Annotated in this window: 14 protein-coding genes; 9 read left to right on the top strand and 5 right to left on the bottom strand. The window is 68.8% G+C overall.

What is annotated here, in order from left to right; all coding sequences use genetic code 11:
* Positions 1 to 3 precede the first annotated feature (3 nt).
* Genes ACJMK0_RS11040 through ACJMK0_RS11030 form a run of 3 tightly spaced genes read right to left on the bottom strand, consistent with a single transcriptional unit; the run spans position 4 to position 5018 of the window.
* Positions 4 to 1524 (bottom strand): aldehyde dehydrogenase, encoded by a 1521-nt coding sequence (locus ACJMK0_RS11040; protein WP_405238364.1) that lies wholly within the window; start codon positions 1522 to 1524, stop codon positions 4 to 6.
* The gene (locus tag ACJMK0_RS11035; RefSeq protein WP_405238362.1) at positions 1521 to 3656 is read right to left on the bottom strand and encodes an acetate--CoA ligase family protein; all 2136 of its coding nucleotides are present in this window, start codon (positions 3654 to 3656) and stop codon (positions 1521 to 1523) included. Before ACJMK0_RS11035 ends, ACJMK0_RS11040 begins: the two co-directional genes overlap by 4 nt.
* 18 nt (positions 3657 to 3674) lie before the next feature.
* Positions 3675 to 5018 carry an aspartate aminotransferase family protein gene (locus tag ACJMK0_RS11030; protein WP_405238360.1) on the bottom strand — a complete coding sequence of 448 codons (1344 nt, stop codon included), beginning with the start codon at positions 5016 to 5018 and terminating at the stop codon, positions 3675 to 3677.
* 89 nt (positions 5019 to 5107) lie between these two features.
* On the opposite strand from ACJMK0_RS11030, the gene betI reads away from it, so the two are divergent.
* The 6 genes from betI to ACJMK0_RS11000 all read left to right on the top strand — a co-directional run bounded on the left by betI (position 5108) and on the right by ACJMK0_RS11000 (position 11014).
* Complete coding sequence (betI, locus tag ACJMK0_RS11025) at positions 5108 to 5740, top strand: transcriptional regulator BetI (RefSeq protein WP_405238358.1); 633 nt, start codon at positions 5108 to 5110, stop codon at positions 5738 to 5740.
* Positions 5741 to 5766: 26 nt separating this feature from the next.
* Positions 5767 to 6927, top strand: coding sequence for an acyl-CoA dehydrogenase family protein (locus tag ACJMK0_RS11020; protein WP_405238356.1), 1161 nt, complete (start codon positions 5767 to 5769; stop codon positions 6925 to 6927).
* 70 nt (positions 6928 to 6997) lie between these two features.
* Positions 6998 to 8140, top strand: a complete 1143-nt coding sequence (locus ACJMK0_RS11015) for a polyamine ABC transporter substrate-binding protein (RefSeq protein WP_405238354.1) — start codon at positions 6998 to 7000, stop codon at positions 8138 to 8140.
* Positions 8140 to 9303 carry an ABC transporter ATP-binding protein gene (locus ACJMK0_RS11010; RefSeq protein WP_405238352.1) on the top strand — a complete coding sequence of 388 codons (1164 nt, stop codon included), beginning with the start codon at positions 8140 to 8142 and terminating at the stop codon, positions 9301 to 9303. The genes ACJMK0_RS11015 and ACJMK0_RS11010 overlap by 1 nt, the downstream gene beginning before the upstream one ends.
* 5 nt (positions 9304 to 9308) lie before the next feature.
* Positions 9309 to 10205: an ABC transporter permease subunit gene (locus ACJMK0_RS11005; protein ID WP_405238350.1), complete on the top strand. Its 897-nt coding sequence runs from the start codon at positions 9309 to 9311 to the stop codon at positions 10203 to 10205.
* Positions 10202 to 11014, top strand: a complete 813-nt coding sequence (locus tag ACJMK0_RS11000; RefSeq protein WP_405238349.1) for an ABC transporter permease subunit — start codon at positions 10202 to 10204, stop codon at positions 11012 to 11014. The genes ACJMK0_RS11005 and ACJMK0_RS11000 overlap by 4 nt, the downstream gene beginning before the upstream one ends.
* A 5-nt stretch (positions 11015 to 11019) precedes the next feature.
* On the opposite strand, the gene ACJMK0_RS10995 is transcribed toward ACJMK0_RS11000, so the two are convergent.
* Entirely contained in the window at positions 11020 to 12054 is a 1035-nt protein-coding gene (locus ACJMK0_RS10995; RefSeq protein WP_405238347.1) for a sodium:calcium antiporter, read from the bottom strand.
* A 196-nt stretch (positions 12055 to 12250) separates the two neighbouring features.
* Between ACJMK0_RS10995 and ACJMK0_RS10990 the strand changes: the two genes are divergently transcribed.
* Positions 12251 to 13828: a long-chain-fatty-acid--CoA ligase gene (locus ACJMK0_RS10990; protein ID WP_405238345.1), complete on the top strand. Its 1578-nt coding sequence runs from the start codon at positions 12251 to 12253 to the stop codon at positions 13826 to 13828.
* 41 nt (positions 13829 to 13869) lie between these two features.
* On the opposite strand, the gene ald is transcribed toward ACJMK0_RS10990, so the two are convergent.
* The gene (ald, locus tag ACJMK0_RS10985) at positions 13870 to 14991 is read right to left on the bottom strand and encodes an alanine dehydrogenase (RefSeq protein WP_405238343.1); all 1122 of its coding nucleotides are present in this window, start codon (positions 14989 to 14991) and stop codon (positions 13870 to 13872) included.
* 142 nt (positions 14992 to 15133) lie between these two features.
* On the opposite strand from ald, the gene ACJMK0_RS10980 reads away from it, so the two are divergent.
* The gene (locus tag ACJMK0_RS10980; protein ID WP_405238341.1) at positions 15134 to 15595 is read left to right on the top strand and encodes an Lrp/AsnC family transcriptional regulator; all 462 of its coding nucleotides are present in this window, start codon (positions 15134 to 15136) and stop codon (positions 15593 to 15595) included.
* Between the two features lie 146 nt (positions 15596 to 15741).
* On the top strand, positions 15742 to 16350 hold the full coding sequence (locus ACJMK0_RS10975; RefSeq protein ID WP_405238339.1) for a flavin reductase family protein: 609 nt from the start codon (positions 15742 to 15744) through the stop codon (positions 16348 to 16350).
* Position 16351 lies beyond the last annotated feature (1 nt).

Raw genomic sequence — 16351 nt, 5'->3', positions numbered from 1 at the left:
GCCTCAGGCGAGGCTGATCCAGGCCGATTTGGTCTGGGTGTATTCCAGCAGGCTGTCGAAGCACTTGTCGCGGGCGTTGCCGGACTGTTTGTAGCCGCCGAACGGCTGGGTCATGTCCGCCTCGTCGTAGGTATTCACCCAGATGATGCCGGCCTCGAATTCCCGGATGAAGCGGTGGGCGGTGCGTATGTCCCGGGTCCAGATGCTGGCGGCCAGGCCGTAGATGGTGTCGTTGGCCACGCGGATGGCCTCGTCGGCCCCGTCGAAGGGAATCACGCTCGCCACCGGCCCGAAGATTTCCTCGCGGGCGATGGTCATCTCGTTGTTCACATCGACGAACAGCGTGGGATCCACGTAGGCGCCTTTCGGATACTGCTCAGAGGCGGTGCCGCCGAACATCAGCTTCGCGCCTTCCTTCCTGCCGGTCTCGATCATGCCGAGCACCCGCTTCTGATCCTGGTGCGTCACGAGCGGACCCAGATTCGTCGCGGGGTCGAGCGGATCGCCGGCCTTGTAGGCCTCCCTGCCCTCGGCGACGAAACGCTCCACGAATTCGTCGTAGATCTTGCGGTCCACCATGATGCGAGAACCGGCGTTGCACACCTCGCCCATGTTGGCGTAGATGGCGTGGTAGGCGGTCTCCACGGCCCGGCCGAGGTCGGGCAGGTCGTCCATGAACACCTGCGGGGACTTGCCGCCGCATTCCAGTCCCACCTTCTTCATATTGGACTGTCCGGCGTACTGCAGGATCAGCTTGCCGACCGCGGTGGAGCCGGTGAAGGAGATCTTGGCCACGTCGTTGTGCAGCGCCAGGGCCTTGCCGGCGGTCTCGCCCATGCCGTTGACCACGTTGAACACGCCCGGCGGCCCGCCGGCCTCGACGAACAGCTGGGCGATGCGCAGATTGGACAGCGGCGACTGTTCGGCGGGCTTCAGCACGACGGTGTTGCCGGCCGCCAGCGCCGGCGCGTATTTCCACGCCGCCATCAGCAGCGGATAGTTCCAGGGCGAGATGGCTCCCACCACGCCCAGCGGCTCGCGCAACACGAGGTTCATCGCGTCGCTGGCCGTGTTGGTGATGGCGCCCTCGATCTTGTCGATGCTCTCGCTCATGAAGCGGATGGTGTCGGCCACCAGCGGCACGTCCACGGAGAGCATGTCGGCAATGGGCTTGCCCATGTCCAGCGTGTCCATGAGCGCCAGTTCCTCGGCGTTCTCCAGCACGAGATCGGCGAAGCGATACAGGATATCCATGCGCTTGCGCGGCGCCATCTTCGACCACACGCCCGAGCGGAAGGCGGCCTTCGCCGCGGCGACGGCGGCATCGATGTCCTTCGCCGTGCCCTCGGACATCTCGGCGAGTAGCTCTCCGGTGGCGGGATTCACGGTCTCGAAGCGCCCGCCGTCGATGGCGTCCACGAATTCTCCGTTGATGAACAGGCGGGTCTCCAGCCGCTTCTTCAGCCGGTCCGCAGCCTGGTGCCAGCGCGGGGCGTCGTATTCTGCCAGTGCTTCCAGTGTCATGCTGTTTGCCTCTCTGGGGTCTTGTCGTCGTGCAATACCGTGAGCGCGTCGACGGCGACGCAGCCCCCGGCATGGACGAGGATGGGGTTGACGTCGATCTCACGGACGACGTCGCCGAGTTCGGCTGCCATTACCGAGAATCTTGCGGCCGCGTCGCACAGGGCGTCAACATCGGCCGGCCGCCGGCCCCGCGCGCCGTCCAGCAGCGGGCGCAGCCGCAGCCGCTCGATCAGCCGTCGCGCCCAGGCCGCGTCGAAGGGCGGCAGGGCGAAGGCGACATCGGCGTGGAGTTCGGTATGGATGCCGCCCATGCCGATGGCAACCACCGGCCCGAGATCCGGATCCGTGCTCATGCCCAGCAGCACCTCGACGCCGGCGGGCTGCATGGCCGAGACCTCCACGGCGGGGCCGAAGCGGCCGGCCAGCTCCCGCCAGGTCTGCTCCACCCGGGTGCGCTCGTTCAGTGCGAGCCGCACGCCGTCGACCTCGCTGCGATGGGCGACGCCCGGGGCTGCGGTCTTCAGCGCCACCGGGCCGCCGAAGCGCCGCCAGGCGGCCACGGCGTCTGCCTCGGAACGCGCGATTTCGCTCGCCGTGGTCGGAATGCCGAAATCCCGCAGCATCGCGAGCGCGGTCGCGCTGTCCGGCGGGCCGCCGCCCGCCAGTCGTTCGCGCCAGCGCGGGCCGGCATCGGCCGGGGCGGGCGGTGCGGCGGGTTCGGCCCGTTCGCGGCTATCCCGCCAGGCGAGCAGGCAGCGCACCGCCGCCAGGGCGGCCGGGACGCCGTCGAGTACCGGGAAGCCGAGGTCCCGGGTGGCGCTGATCACCAGCGGGTCGCTGCCGGTGCCCTGGCGCGAGCCGATCAGCACCACCGGTTTGCCGCTGGCGGCGTGCGCCCCGCGCATGTAGTCCACGTAACTCTCGTAGATCCGGCCGTACGGCGCGCGATCGTGCACCAGCAGCCCGATGGCGGCGCCCGGGTCGCTCATCAGGATGCCGAGGGCCTCCGCCATCCGTTCTTCGGCCTCCACGCCGCCCCGGCTCCAGCCGTCGAGCGGGTTCACGGCGGGCAGCTCCGGGTCCAGCACGGCTTCCAGCCGGCGTACCGTGGCGGGGGCGAGCGCGGTCAGTTCCACGCCGGCGTCTGCGGCAAGATCCACCATGAGCTGCCGTTCGCCGCCCGAATCGTGCAGGGAGACGACGGTGCCGGCGGCGGGCCGATGGGGCTGGGCGAACAGGATGAGGGCGTTGGCGAGTTCGTCGAGGTCGCGTACGCGCTGTACGCCGTAGCGCTCGAACAGGGCCTCATAGGCCGCGTCGTCGCCGGCCAGCATGCCGCAGTGGGAGACGGCCAGCTCGGCCGCCCACGCCGTGCGGCCGGTCTTGACCACGACGATAGGGATGCCGCGCTCTCTCGCCTTGGCGAAGCCGGCGGCGAGAGCTGCCGCATTGCGCGCGCGCTCCAGGAACAGCCCCACCGCCCGCGTCTCGGGCAGCTCCAGCGCGAAATCGAGATACTCGTCGATGCCGGTCGTGAGCTCCTGGCCCGTGGACACGGCGAGGTTGAAGGCCAGCCGCTCGTCGCAGTCGACGATGCCGCACATGCCGGCGCCGGATTGCGAGAGCAGCGCGACGTTGCCCGGCGGCTCGTGATGGCGGGCATCGAAGCCGGTGGCCCAGACCCGGTCCCGGACGTTGTAGAAACCCATGCCGTTGCCGCCGCAACACAGCACGCCGGCTTCCGCGAGCCGCGCCGCGATACGCTCGCGCAGCACCGGCCGGCCGGCCGCCCGTGCCGCGGCGTCGTCAGGGGTCGCGAGCGCGGACATGATCGTGACGGCGGCCGTCCCCGCCTGCAGCGCATCCTCCAGCGCGGCCTCGATACGCTGGTCGGAGACCGCGAAGATCACCATCTCCGGGATTTCCGGCAGCGAGGCCAGGCTCGGCAGGCATTCCAGGCCGGCCAGCTCGGTGTAGCGCGGGTTGACCGGATAGATGCGCCCGCCGTAGCCGCTGGCGAGCAGGTTGGCCAGCGCGAGCTGCCCCATGCTCGGCTGCCGCGCCGAGGCGCCGACCAGCGCGATGGAGCGCGGCCTGAGCAGGGGGTCGAGGCGGTGAGCCGGTGCGTTCAAACTGCGCCGATCGTGTCGTCAGGAGGCGGTGCTGCGCCGTGCCGCGGACCGATCGGCGTCATGGGCCAGCTTGCGTTCCAGCGCCGCCTCGAAGCGCTCCAGGGTCTCGCCGAGGCAGTCACCGGTCTCGTGCGCCTCGCAGATGAACCACGGCTCACGGGAGTCCGGCTCGACCAGCACGCCGAGGTCGTGCAGGTGAGGCGCGAGGCTGTCGTAGAACTCGTAGTCGGTGTTGACCCAGTCGCGGTAATCTCGCGGCGGCTCCTCGCGGAAGAACAGTCCGCCCATCGACGGGTGGCCGACGAAGCAATGGGGTATCGACCGGCGGTCCAGTATCTCGCCGATGCCGGCCTGCAGGCGCCGGCCGTAGTCCTCGATGGTGGCGAGCGCGTCGGTCTCCTCGAGGATCTCGAGCGTCTTCTCGGCCGCCGCCAGCGCCACCGAATGGGCGGTGAACGTGCCGCCGTGGACGACGCCGTCCTCGATCTTGCGCATGAACTCCTCACGGCCGGCCAGCACCGCCAGCGGGTAGCCGTTGGCGACGGCCTTGGCGAAGGTGCAGAGATCCGCCTCGATGCCGAACAGTTCCTGCACGCCGCCCTTCGCCACCCGGAAGCCGGTCTTCACCTCGTCCACGATCATCAGCACGCCGTAGCGGCTGCACAGCTCCCGCACGTCCGCGAGGTACTGCGCTTCCGCGGTGATCGAGCAGCAGTTGCCCATGATGGGCTCGATCAGGAATGCGGCGATGTCGTCGCCGTGGCGGCGCAGCACGTCCTCCAGCGCCTGGGCGTCGTTCAGCGGCACCGTGTGATAGAGCTTCTTCATCAGGTTCGGCACGCCCTCGCTGTAGGGCATGATTTCCGGCTTGCCATCTCCTGGCTCCCACTCCTCCACGTCGGAGTACCACAGCACCGAGTCGAACACGCCGTGGTAGCCGCCCTCAACCACCACGTAGGAGTCCTTGCCGGTATAGCCGCGGGCCAGGCGCAGCGCGGCCATGACCGCCTCGGTGCCGGAGTTGGAGTAGCGCACCAGTTCGGCGGAGGGGACCATGCGGGCGATCTTCTCGGCCACCTCGTACTCGCGTTCGGTCGCGAGCGCGAAGACGCCGCCGACGTCCATGCCGTCCCGGGCCGCGGCATCGACGCGGGGGTCGGCATAGCCGAGGATGCAGGGCCCGTAGCCCAGCCGGTAATCCACGTAGACGTTGCCGTCGATGTCGGTCAGGCGTGCGCCCCGGCCCTCGCGGATGTAGATGGTGCGGTCCTCCCCCCAGTAGCGGAAGTTCGACGCCACGCCGAGTGGCAGTCGGGTGGAGGCCTTGCGGAAATGCTCGTTGGATCTCGTCAGGTCACGCATGGTCCGTTCCTCGGCCGCGGCTGTCGGCGGCGCATGCAGTGTGGTAAAAAGTGAATGAACAGTCATTCATTAAGCGTTATCATAGACCAATGACGAGACAGCGCGCCACCCGCGTCGCACCGGAGGTCCGACGGCGCCAGCTGATCGATGCCACGCTCGTATGCATCGAGCGCTCGGGCATCAGCGGACTCACGCTCGGCGAGGTGGCGACGGAGGCCGGCCTGGCGCAGGGCATCGTGAACCTGCATTTCCAGAGCAAGGACAACCTGCTGAACGAGACGCTGCGCAGCCTGGCGGACCAGTACGAGGCCACCGTGGCCGAGGCCCTGGCGGGTGCCGGGCCCGAGCCGGCCGACAGACTGGCCGCAGTGGTGGCGGCCGATTTCAGCCCGGCGGTCTGCAACCGGCGCAGCCTGGCCGTCTGGTTCGCTTTCTACGGCGAGGCCAAGTCCCGGCCCACCTACCGGCGCATCTGCCGTGCGCGGGATGCCGCCAACGCGCGGCGGCTGACCGCCGTGGTGGAGGACTTGCTGGCACAGGGCGGCGGCGGGGGCATGGACGCGCGCACCATCGCGGATTCCCTGGCGGCGCTGACCGACGGGTTGTGGCTGAATTGCCTCATGAGTCCCAACGAGTGGAGCCGGCGGCGGGCCCGGGACACCACCTTCGCCGTGCTGGAAAGCCTGTTTCCGCAACATCTGGCGGGACTGGTGCAGGGCTGAACGCAGCGGCCGGGAGAACGGGAAGAATGGACATACAGCTGGACGGCGCGAGCCGGGAATGGCAGGAGAGGGCGCGGCGCTTCGCCGAGGATTATCTGCAGCCGCACGAGATCGAGGCCGAGCTCAACGAGGGCCGGTTGCCGCCCGAGACGGCGGCGCGCAACAAGGCACGAGCGCTGGAACTCGGTTTCAGCGCCATGGACGTCCCACGGGAGTACGGCGGCCTCGGGCTGCCGATCGTGACCCAGGCCGCCGTCTGGGAGCAGCTCGGGCGCACCACCAATGCGCTGTCCTGGTGCTTCGCCGAGCCGCAGAGCTGGATGTTCGAGGCCTGCAGCGAGGAGCAGATCGAGCGCTACATCCTGCCGCTGATGCGCGGCGAGCGGCACGACTGCTATGCCATCACCGAGGCCGGCCCCGGTTCGGACGTGGCCGCCCTGACGGCGACCGCCGCCCGCGACGGCGACGACTATCTGCTGAACGGCGAGAAGTGGTACGTCACGAGCGCCAACCTCGCAGACTTCTTCTGGTTCCAGGGCCGTGTCGACGGGGGCGAGGAGCAGGCGCTGTTCTTCGTCGACCAGGATACGCCCGGCATCGAGATGATCGACTGCCCTCATTTCAGCCATACCTTCGCCGCGCATCATCCCACTTACCGGTTCGCCGACGTCCGCGTACCGGCCGCGGCGCGGGTCGGGCGGGCCGGGGACGGCATGACCTACACGCGGGCCTGGTTCCGGCGCGAGCGGCTGATGATCGGGGCGCGCTGCTGCGGGGCGGCGGCGCGGCTGATCGAGGAGGCCACGGCTTTCGCGGCCGGCCGCGAGGTCGGCGGCGAACCGCTGGCGGAGAAACAGGCGATACAGGCGCTCCTCGCCGACAGCGTCACCGAGCTGTGGGCGGCGCGGCTCATGACCTACGAGGCAGCGGCGGCCCAGGACCGGGGCGAGGACGTGAAGACGCTGCATGCCCGTTGCTCGCTGGTGAAGCTGTACGCCTCGGAGATGGCCAACCGCGTTGCCGACCGGGCCGTGCAGATCTTCGGCGGCCGCGGCTACATGCGCGAGAACGTGGCCGAGCGTTTCTTCCGCGAACTGCGCGTCGACCGCATCTGGGAGGGCACCAGCGAGATCCAGCGCCAGATCATCGCCGGCTGCCTGCTGAAGCGCGGACTCGATGGCATGTGAGGCCGATCCGCGGCGGGATCGACCCGCGCCGTCGCTTTACATCCCGCCGTATTTTGCGCATAAGGAGCCCATGCGAAGCGTACCGGCCGTATCGACTCCATCGTCTGTCTGGGCGTTCGTCCTCGTCGCCTGCCTCGTGCTCGTGGGCGCAGGCTGCGGCGGCCGCAGCGATACGGACGCCGATGGCGGCGCGAAGGTGGTGAACGTGTTCAACTGGTCCGACTACATCGGCCCGGACACCATCGAGCGCTTCGAGCGCGAGACCGGCATCGAGGTCAACTACGACACCTACGATTCCTCCGAGATCGTCGACGCGAAACTGCTCGCGGGCAGCACCGGCTATGACGTCGTCGTGCATTCGGGGCAGTTCTCGGCCCGGCTGATCCCCATCGGCATCTACCAGCCGCTGGACCGCTCCAGGCTGCCGAACTGGAAGCACATGGATCCGAAGATCATCGAGCAGGTGGAGGGCTACCCCGGCGCCAACGAACACTCCGCCGTGTACATGTGGGGCACGACCGGTTTTGCCTATAACGTGGACCTGGTGCGCGAACGCATGCCCGATGCGCCGGTGCACAGCGCGAGGATGCTCTTCGACCCGGAGATCGTCAGGCGCTTCGCCGATTGCGGCGTGACGCTGCTGGACTCGCCCACCGACGTCTTTCCGATGGTGCAGGCTTATCTGGGTCTGCCGCCCGGCAGCCTCGAGCCGGCGCATCTGCAGGCGGCGGAGGAGCAGCTGATGCGCGTCCGGCCCTATATCCGCTACTTCAGCTCCACGAAGATGATCAGCGATCTGCCGAATCGCGAGGTCTGCATCGCGATGAGCTGGTCCGGCGACTACGCGCAGGCGGCGGCGCGCGCGGCCGAGACGGCGGCGCCCGTGCACCTCGAGTACACGGTGCCGGCCGAGGGCACGATGCTCTGGTACGACGGGCTGTACATCCCGGCGGACGCGCCGCACCCGGACAATGCATACCGCTTCATCAACTTCCTGTTGCGCCCCGAGGTCATCGCCGACATCTCCAACTACGTCTACTACGCGAACGGCAACCGCTCCTCGCTGCCGCTGCTCGACCCGGCGGTCGTGAACGACCCCGGCATCTATCCCGACGATGCCGTCTGGGAGCGTGCCCATCTCGCGCCGGTGGCGCCGCCGAAGATGGAGCGCCCGCGCACGCGGGCCTGGGCCCGGGTCAAGAGCGGCATCTGATGCAGGAGGCGGTGCCGGGCGCGCGGACGCCGGAGCAGAAGGCGGCGGAACGCCCCTGGGAGGAGCCCGGCGCGCGCCCGTTCATCGAGCTGCAGGGCATCGGCAAGCGCTTCGGCGATTTCGTGGCGGTGGACGGCGTGGATCTCGCCATCTACCGCGGTGAACTGTTCTCCATTCTCGGCGCCTCCGGCTGCGGCAAGACGACGCTGCTCAGGATCATGGCGGGCTTCGAGACGCCCAGCACAGGCCGCGTGATCATCGACGGCGCCGACGTGACCGACCAGCCGCCCTACCGGCGTCCGGTCAACATGATGTTCCAGTCCTACGCGCTGTTCCCGCACATGAGCGTGCGGGACAACATCGCTTACGGCCTGAAGAAGGAGCGCCGGCCCCGCGGCGAGATCGACGACCGGGTGGCCGCCATGCTGGAACTCGTGAAGCTGACGGAGTTCGCCGGGCGCCGGCCCGGGCAGCTCTCCGGGGGGCAGTGCCAGCGGGTGGCGCTGGCTCGCTCGCTCGTGAAACAGCCGAAGGTGTTGCTGCTGGACGAGCCGCTGGCCGCCCTCGACCGCAAGCTGCGGGAGCACACCCAGTTCGAGCTCGCCAATCTCCAGGACGAGCTCGGTATCACCTTCGTCGTGGTCACCCATGACCAGGAGGAGGCGATGATGCTCTCCACCCGCATCGCGGTGATGGAGGCGGGGCGGCTGCGCCAGGTGGATACGCCCAAGCGCATCTACGAGTATCCCGCCTCCCGTTTCGTCGCGGAGTTCATCGGCAACATCAATATCTTCGAGGGCCGGGTGACGGAGGCGGAGCGCGGCCGCGTGGCCGTCGAATGCGCCGACGCCGGCACCGTCCTGCAGGCGGAGACGTCGCAGGACCTCGCCCCCGGCCGGCAGGCGAGTATCGCGATTCGCCCGGAGAAGATCTTCATCGACAAGGAGCCGCCGTCCGGAGACGGGCAGACGACGCTGCGCGGCGTGGTCTGGGACTTCGGCTATTTCGGCAATCTGTCCCTCTATCAGGTGCGGCTCGCCAGCGGCAAGGTGGTGCTGGTGAGCGCGCAGAACCGGCGCCGCTCGGCCGATCGCCCGATCGACTGGGAAGACGAGGTCTACCTGTCCTGGGACGCGGCGAGCACGATACTGCTCGAGGACTGAACGGCGTGCATCATCCGGTCGGACAACGCCACCGCGACGCGCTCTGGGAGCGCATCGTGGTGGCGGCGCCCTACCTCTGGCTGCTGGCGTTCTTCCTGGCCCCGTTCGCGATCGTCCTGAAGATCAGCCTGGCCGATCCGGTGATCGCGCAGCCGCCGTTCACGCCGGTGCTGGATCCGGTCACCGGCGAACTGCAGGCGAGCGCGGACAATTATCTGTTCCTGCTGCAGGACAAGCTCTATCTCTACACCTATCTCCGCTCGGTGCTGCTGGCCGCGAGCGCGACGGTGCTCTGTCTCCTGCTCGGCTACCCGATGGCACTCGCGATAGCGCGCGCGGGCGAGCGGGTCCGCGGCTACCTGCTCCTCGCCATCATCCTGCCTTTCTGGATCTCGTTCCTGCTGCGGGTGTATGCCTGGATCGGGCTGCTGAACAACCACGGCTTCATCAACCAGCTGCTGCTCTGGCTGGGCGTCATCGATCAGCCGCTCGCGCTCCTCTACACGGATCTGGCGATCTACATCGGCATCGTCTACTCCTATCTGCCGTTCATGGTACTGCCCCTGTACGCCACCCTGGAACGGCTGGACCCAGACACCGTGGAGGCTGCCGCGGATCTCGGCGCGCGGCCCTGGGAGGCATTCCGCGACGTCACCTGGCCCATGTCGCGGCCGGGCGTCATAGCCGGTTGCCTGCTGGTCTTCATCCCGGCCATGGGCGAATACGTCATCCCCTATCTTCTGGGCGGTCCGGAGAGCCTGATGATCGGCCGCGTGCTGTTCGACGAGTTCTTCGTCAATCGCGACTGGCCTCTGGCGTCGAGTGTCGCAGTGGTGCTGTTGCTGCTGCTGGTCGCGCCGATCATGCTGCTGCAGCGCTACCAGGCGGGGACGGAGCGATGAGGCGCCGGTCGCATTTCCTGCTGAGCGTGCTCGCCTTCGGCTATGCGTTCCTCTACCTGCCGATTGTGCTGGTCGTGATCTACTCGTTCAACGACTCGCGGCTGGTCACCGTGTGGGGCGGCTTCTCCACGCGCTGGTACGGGGAACTCCTGCGCAACGAGCAGGTGCTCGATGCGGCGTTGCTCAGTCTGCGCGTCGCGCTCGTCACAGCGACCGTCGCGACCGTGCTCGGGACCATGGCCGGGCTCGCCCTGGCGCGCTTCCACCGCTTCCGCGGCAGGACGCTGTTCACCGGCATGATCACCGCGCCGCTGGTGATGCCGGAGGTGATCACCGGCCTGTCGCTGCTGCTCCTGTTCGTGACGCTGCAGGGCCTCATCGGCTGGCCGGGAGGCCGGGGCGCCACGACCATCACCATCGCCCACATCACCTTCGCCATGGCGTACGTGGCCGTCGTCGTCCGCTCCCGGGTCGTCGTGCTCGATACCTCGCTGGAGGAGGCGGCCATGGACCTTGGCGGCAGGCCGCACCGGGTGCTGTTCGACATCACGCTGCCCCTGATCGCCCCTTCCATGGCGGCCGGCTGGCTGCTCGCGTTCACGCTCTCGCTGGACGATCTCGTCATCGCGAGTTTCGTCTCCGGCCCGGGTGCGAGCACGCTGCCGATGCTGATCTTCTCGAAGGTGAAGCTCGGCGTGACGCCGGACATCAATGCGCTCGCCACCCTGATCATCGCCGTCGTCTCCGTGGGCGTCCTGATCGCGTTCGCCGTCACCCGTCGCCGCGCCACGGAGCCGCCGCCGGGCTGAGGGCGTCAGCTGGCGAGTCCGACGAGGCCGGCGCCCGCCAGATAGACGAGCAGCAGCAGAACGCTCTCGAAGCCGATGTTGCCCACCCCGTGGCGTTCGCGGAACAGCAGCCCGGCCATCAGGACGGCGGTCATCAGCAGGGTCACGGCCAGCCAGAGCAGCTCGGCGCCCGCGACGGCCGCATAGATGGAACCCTCCCGGTAGGCGAAGTCGGAGATGGCCACGAACAGCGTATCGAAGGCGTTGCCGCCGACGATGTCGCCGACCGCCAGCGTGAGCGCGCCCATGCGCACCGCCGTGACCGCGATGACCAGTTCCGGCAGCGAGGTGGCGACCGCGGTAAGCGTGCCGCCGACGAAACTCTCCGACAGTCCCGTGCGGGCGGCGAGCGGCACGGCGACCCGCGCGAGGACCCAGCCCGAGGCGGCCACCACGGCGGCGCAGCCGACGAAAGTCAGCCACAGCGACGAGAGTGCGAGCCGGGTGCGCAGGGGTAGGGCGCTGCCGTCCGGGCGCGTGTCCGCCGTGCGCTTCGGCAGCCACATGGGGCTCTTGTGGGTGCGCATCAGCAGCGACAGGCCCAGGAGATAGGCGCCGATCAGCACCGCACTGCCGGGGTGTACGCCGAGCACGGCGAGCCCGGGTACGGCGAAGGCGACCATCTGCAGGGCGAGCAGGATCATCAGGAAAGCGCACATCATCAGGTTCTCGACCGACGCCGCCGCATGTTCCAGGTTGGCCCGGCGATAGAAGATGTCCGCAATGGCGAGGAACGCCGTCTGGGCCGCAATGCCGCCGAGGGCATTGCTCACCGCCAGTTCCGCGTGCCCGTTCCAGGCGGCGGTCACCGACGTGGTGATGCCGGACAGGGACGTGGCGCCGCCGATCAGCACGGCGCCCGTGAGCGCCTCGCCGAAACCGGTGCGGTGGGCGAGGTCGCGCGCCGCCCGGGTCATGATCACGCCGAACACGCCGATCAGCACCGCCGCCGCGCCGAACGCGGCCACCAGCGCCGTCAGCGGCCAGCCCGACGGGTCCATGCCGATGCCCAGGAGTCCTGCTCGCAGCCCGTGATCATGCCGCCAGCCTACGCGAGAGCGCCGGCCGCTGTCTGCCGTGGCCGACCGCAGCGCGGCCGCAGCAGGTGATTCCCGCGCCGGGAGTGCGCATAATCGGTGGAGTCGCAGCGTCGCGCGGTGACATCGACAACGAGAAACCGGAAAGGGGGGATGCCGCATGCAGGTACCGCTGCTCGTCGACGATTTCCTGGAGCGCCCCGTGCGCCTGTACCCCGGCAAGACCGCGGTCGTGGACGGCGACCGGCGCTATAAGTACGCCGAATACGCGGAACGGGTCTGGCGGCTGGCCAACGCGCTGGCGGGGCTCGGCATCGGGCAGGGAGACCGGGTCTGCATCCTCAGTCCGAACTCCCACTTCTTCCTGGAGAGTTTCTACGCCACCGCCCGCATCGGCGCGATCCTGGTGCCGCTGAACTACCGCCTGACGCCGGAGGACCATGCCTACATCATCGACCACGCCGGCGTGAAGGCGGTGCTGGTCGACTACGAGTACACCGGCATGGTGGACGCCATCCGCGACCGGCTGGTCACGGTGGAGCACTGGGTGGTGGCCGCCCACGACGGCGCCGATCGGGATGGCTGGACGGACTGGGAGACGCTGATCGCCGCGGCCTCGCCGGAGCCGCCGACGCCCCCGGAGAGGGACGAGAACGACATCGTCTCGATCAACTATACCTCCGGCACGACGGCGCGCCCGAAGGGCGTCATGCTCACGCACCGCAACTGCTACCTCAACGCCTACAGCCTGATCGCCCATCTGCGCGTGGCCCACGACGACGTGGAGCTGTGGACGCTGCCGCTGTTCCACGTCAACGGCTGGGGCGGCGTCTACGCGCTGACCGGCATGGGCGGCACCCACGTGATCTTGCGCGCGGTGGAGGGCCGGCGCATCTACGAGTTGATGGCTGAGGAGGGCGTGACCTTCGCCTGCATGGCGCCGGCGGTGCTGCGCACGATCCTCGATTACCCGGACAAGGACGCCCACGACATCGCCGTGAAGCCGCGATTCACGGTGGCCGGCGCGCCGCCGCCCGCCGCCTTCATCGAGCGGCTGGAGCGCGAGCTCGGCTGGGAGTTCATCCAGCTCTACGGCCTCACCGAGACGTCACCGTTCCTGACCTACTCGAGCCCGGACTTCGCGACGGCCGGGGACGACTGGCAGCGCCGGGCGCGTGCCGGCGTGCCGGGCATCGGCGTCGATATCCGGCTGCTGGACGGCGACGGCAACGAGGTGCCGAAGGACGGCGAGTCGGTGGGCGAGGTCTGCGCCCGCTCCAACGTGGTGTTCGAGGGTTACTGGGAGCAGCCCGAGGAGACGGACCGGGCCATCCGCGACGGCTACTTCCACACCGGCGATCTCGCCGTGTGGGACGCCGTCGGCAACATCCACATCGTGGACCGCAAGAAGGACGTGATCATCTCCGGCGGCGAGAACATCAGCTCGCCGGACATCGAGGACACGCTGTACAGGCACCCCGCGGTGCTGGAGTGCGCCGTCATCGGCGTGCCCCACGAGAAGTGGGGCGAGACGCCGAAGGCGCTGGTGGTGCTGCGCGACGGTCACGACGTGGGCGAGGAGGAGCTGATCGCCTTCTGCCGGGACAACATGGCGCACTTCAAGTGCCCCACGTCGGTGGAGTTCATCGAGGAACTGCCCCGCACCGCCACGGGCAAGCTGCAGAAGTTCAAACTGCGCGACCGCTACTGGCAGGGCGGCCGGCGGGTGTCCGGCTAGCGCGGCGGCCGGAGCGGCGGCCAGAGCGGCGGCGAGGGCGGCTAGGCCGCGCGGACCGCTTCCTCCGGCGGCATGTACCTGTAGCCGAGATCCTCCGCCACGGCCTCGTGGGTGACGTGGCCGGCGTGCACGTTCAGCCCGCGGGCCAGGTGCTCGTCGGCCGCCAGCGCCTTGCGCCAGCCGTGGTCCGCCAGCGCGCGTACGAAGGGCAGCGTCACGTTGGTCAGCGCGAACGTGGAGGTGCGCGGTACCGCCCCCGGCATGTTGGTGACGCAGTAGTGCACCACGTCGTCCACGATGTAGGTGGGCTCCGCGTGGGTGGTCGGCCGGCTGGTCTCGAAGCAGCCGCCCTGGTCGATGGAGATATCGACCAGCACCGAACCGGGCCACATCGCCTTCACGTGTTCCTTCGTCACCAGCTTGGGCGCGGCGTGGCCGGTGATGAGCACCGAGCCGATCACGAGATCCGCCCGCGGCACCAGGGTGTCGATGGAATGCTGGGTGGAAAACTCCGTCTTCAGGCGACCGCCGAAGATGTCGTTCAGCTGCCGCAGCCGGGGCACGGAGCGGTCGATCACCGTCACCTCGGCGCCGAGGCCCATGGCCATCTCCGCCGCATTCGTGCCGGCGACGCCGCCGCCCAGCACGACGACCCGGGCGGGCCGCACGCCGGGCACGCCGCCGAGCAGGATGCCGCGGCCGCCGCCGGCCTTCTGCAGCGCGAAGGCGCCGGCCTGGATGGACATGCGTCCGGCCACCTCGCTCATGGGCGTCAGCAGCGGCAGTGAGCCGCCGGGGCCGGTGACCGTCTCGTAGGCGATGGCCGTGCAGCCGGACTTCACCAGGCCCTCCGCCTGCTGCGGGTCGGCCGCGAGATGCAGGTAGGTGAACAGCACCTGCCCCTCGCGCAGCATCTCGCATTCCTTCAGCTGGGGCTCCTTCACCTTGACGATGAGCTCGCCCTGCTCGAACACCTCGGCGGCGTCCGCTGCGATGCTGGCACCGGCCGCGCGGTAGTCGTCGTCGCTCATGTTGATGGCGAGCCCGGCACCGGTCTCGACGATCACCTCGTGGCCCGCCTGCACCATCTCCTTCACGCCGGCCGGCACCATGCCGACCCGGTACTCGTGGACCTTGATCTCTTTCGGTACGCCGATACGCATGATGTTCCCCCTGTCTCGCCGGCAGTCTCAGATACCCACAGCTTAGCGCCGGGCGCCGGCGGCCGTTGCGAATCACGGGCATGGCGACTCACTTTCGTGGCAGAATCTGCGATAAATAATTCTTAACAGGCAATTTCCTGCGATGAATTTGGACCGTTACGACAGAGCCATACTGCACGCCCTGCAGCGCGACGGGCGCATCAGCAACGTGGAGCTTGCCGCGCGCGTGAATCTCTCCGAATCGGCCTGCCTGCGCCGGGTGCGCGCACTGGAGCGGGCCGGGCTCATCCAGCGCTATGCGGCGCTGCTCGACCAGAACCGCGTCGGCCTGCCGGGCAACGTCTTCGTGAGCATCACCCTGCAGCGCGAGGAGCAGAGCGACCTCGACGCCTTCGAGGCGGCCGTGCGCGAGCTGCCGGAGGTGATGGAGTGCTATCTGATGACCGGCGAGTTCGATTACCTGCTGCGTCTGGTGGTCGCCGACATGGCGGACTTCGAGCGCATCCATCGCCAGCACCTCGCCACGCTGCCCGGCGTCGCCAGGGTGCACTCCAGCGTCGCCCTGCGCACGGTGCGGCGCACGACGGAGCTGCCCATTCCCTGACCTTCCCGGCGGGCCCGACGTGCCGGCGACATCTACTTATTGGTCCGGCCCGGGACCGGCGGTAGCGTGGAAGCGAGGCCCGCAGGCGGTCCGTCGCAGACAGCCTCTTGCAGGCAGCCTCTTGCGGACACCCGAGGGAGGTCGGGATGACAGACGCACCCCGCAGCCGGCTCGTGACGCTGGACGTGTCGCGCCCCGTCTGGGAACGTTGCTTCACGGTGGCGCCGCTGGTGCTGGTGGGCACCCGGGACGAGGACGGCAGCCCGGATCTCGCGCCAAAGCACATGGTCAGCCCCATGGGCTGGGAGAACTACTTCGGCTTCGTCTGCACGCCGTCCCACAGCACGTATCGCAACATCCGCCGCACGGGCGTCTTTACGGTCAGCTACCCGCGACCGTCCCAGGTCCTGTTCGCCGGCCTGGCCGCCTCGCCCCGGTGCGACTCCGGGGACAAGCCGGTGCTGGATGCGTTCACCACGTTTCCGGCGGAGAAGGTCGACGGCGTGTTCATCGAGGATGCGTATCTGTTCCTGGAATGCGAGCACCACCGCACCTACGACGACTTCGGCGTCAACAGCCTGGTCACCGGCCGCATCGTCGCCGCCCGGATCGACGCCGCCGCGCTGCGCGCCTCCGACCGCGACGACCAGGAGCTGATCCGCGACGCGCCCCTGTTCGCCTATCTCCACCCCGGGCGCTTCGCGAGCATCGACGCTTCGAACGCCTTCCCGTTCCCGGCCGACATGAAGAAATAGG

Origin of the sequence: Lentisalinibacter orientalis (assembly GCF_040706535.1) — a bacterium.
Classification (GTDB): Bacteria; Pseudomonadota; Gammaproteobacteria; order Steroidobacterales; family Woeseiaceae; genus Lentisalinibacter; species Lentisalinibacter orientalis.
Note: the sequence above shows the minus strand (reverse complement) of the source record. Positions and strands in the feature narration are given on the sequence as shown.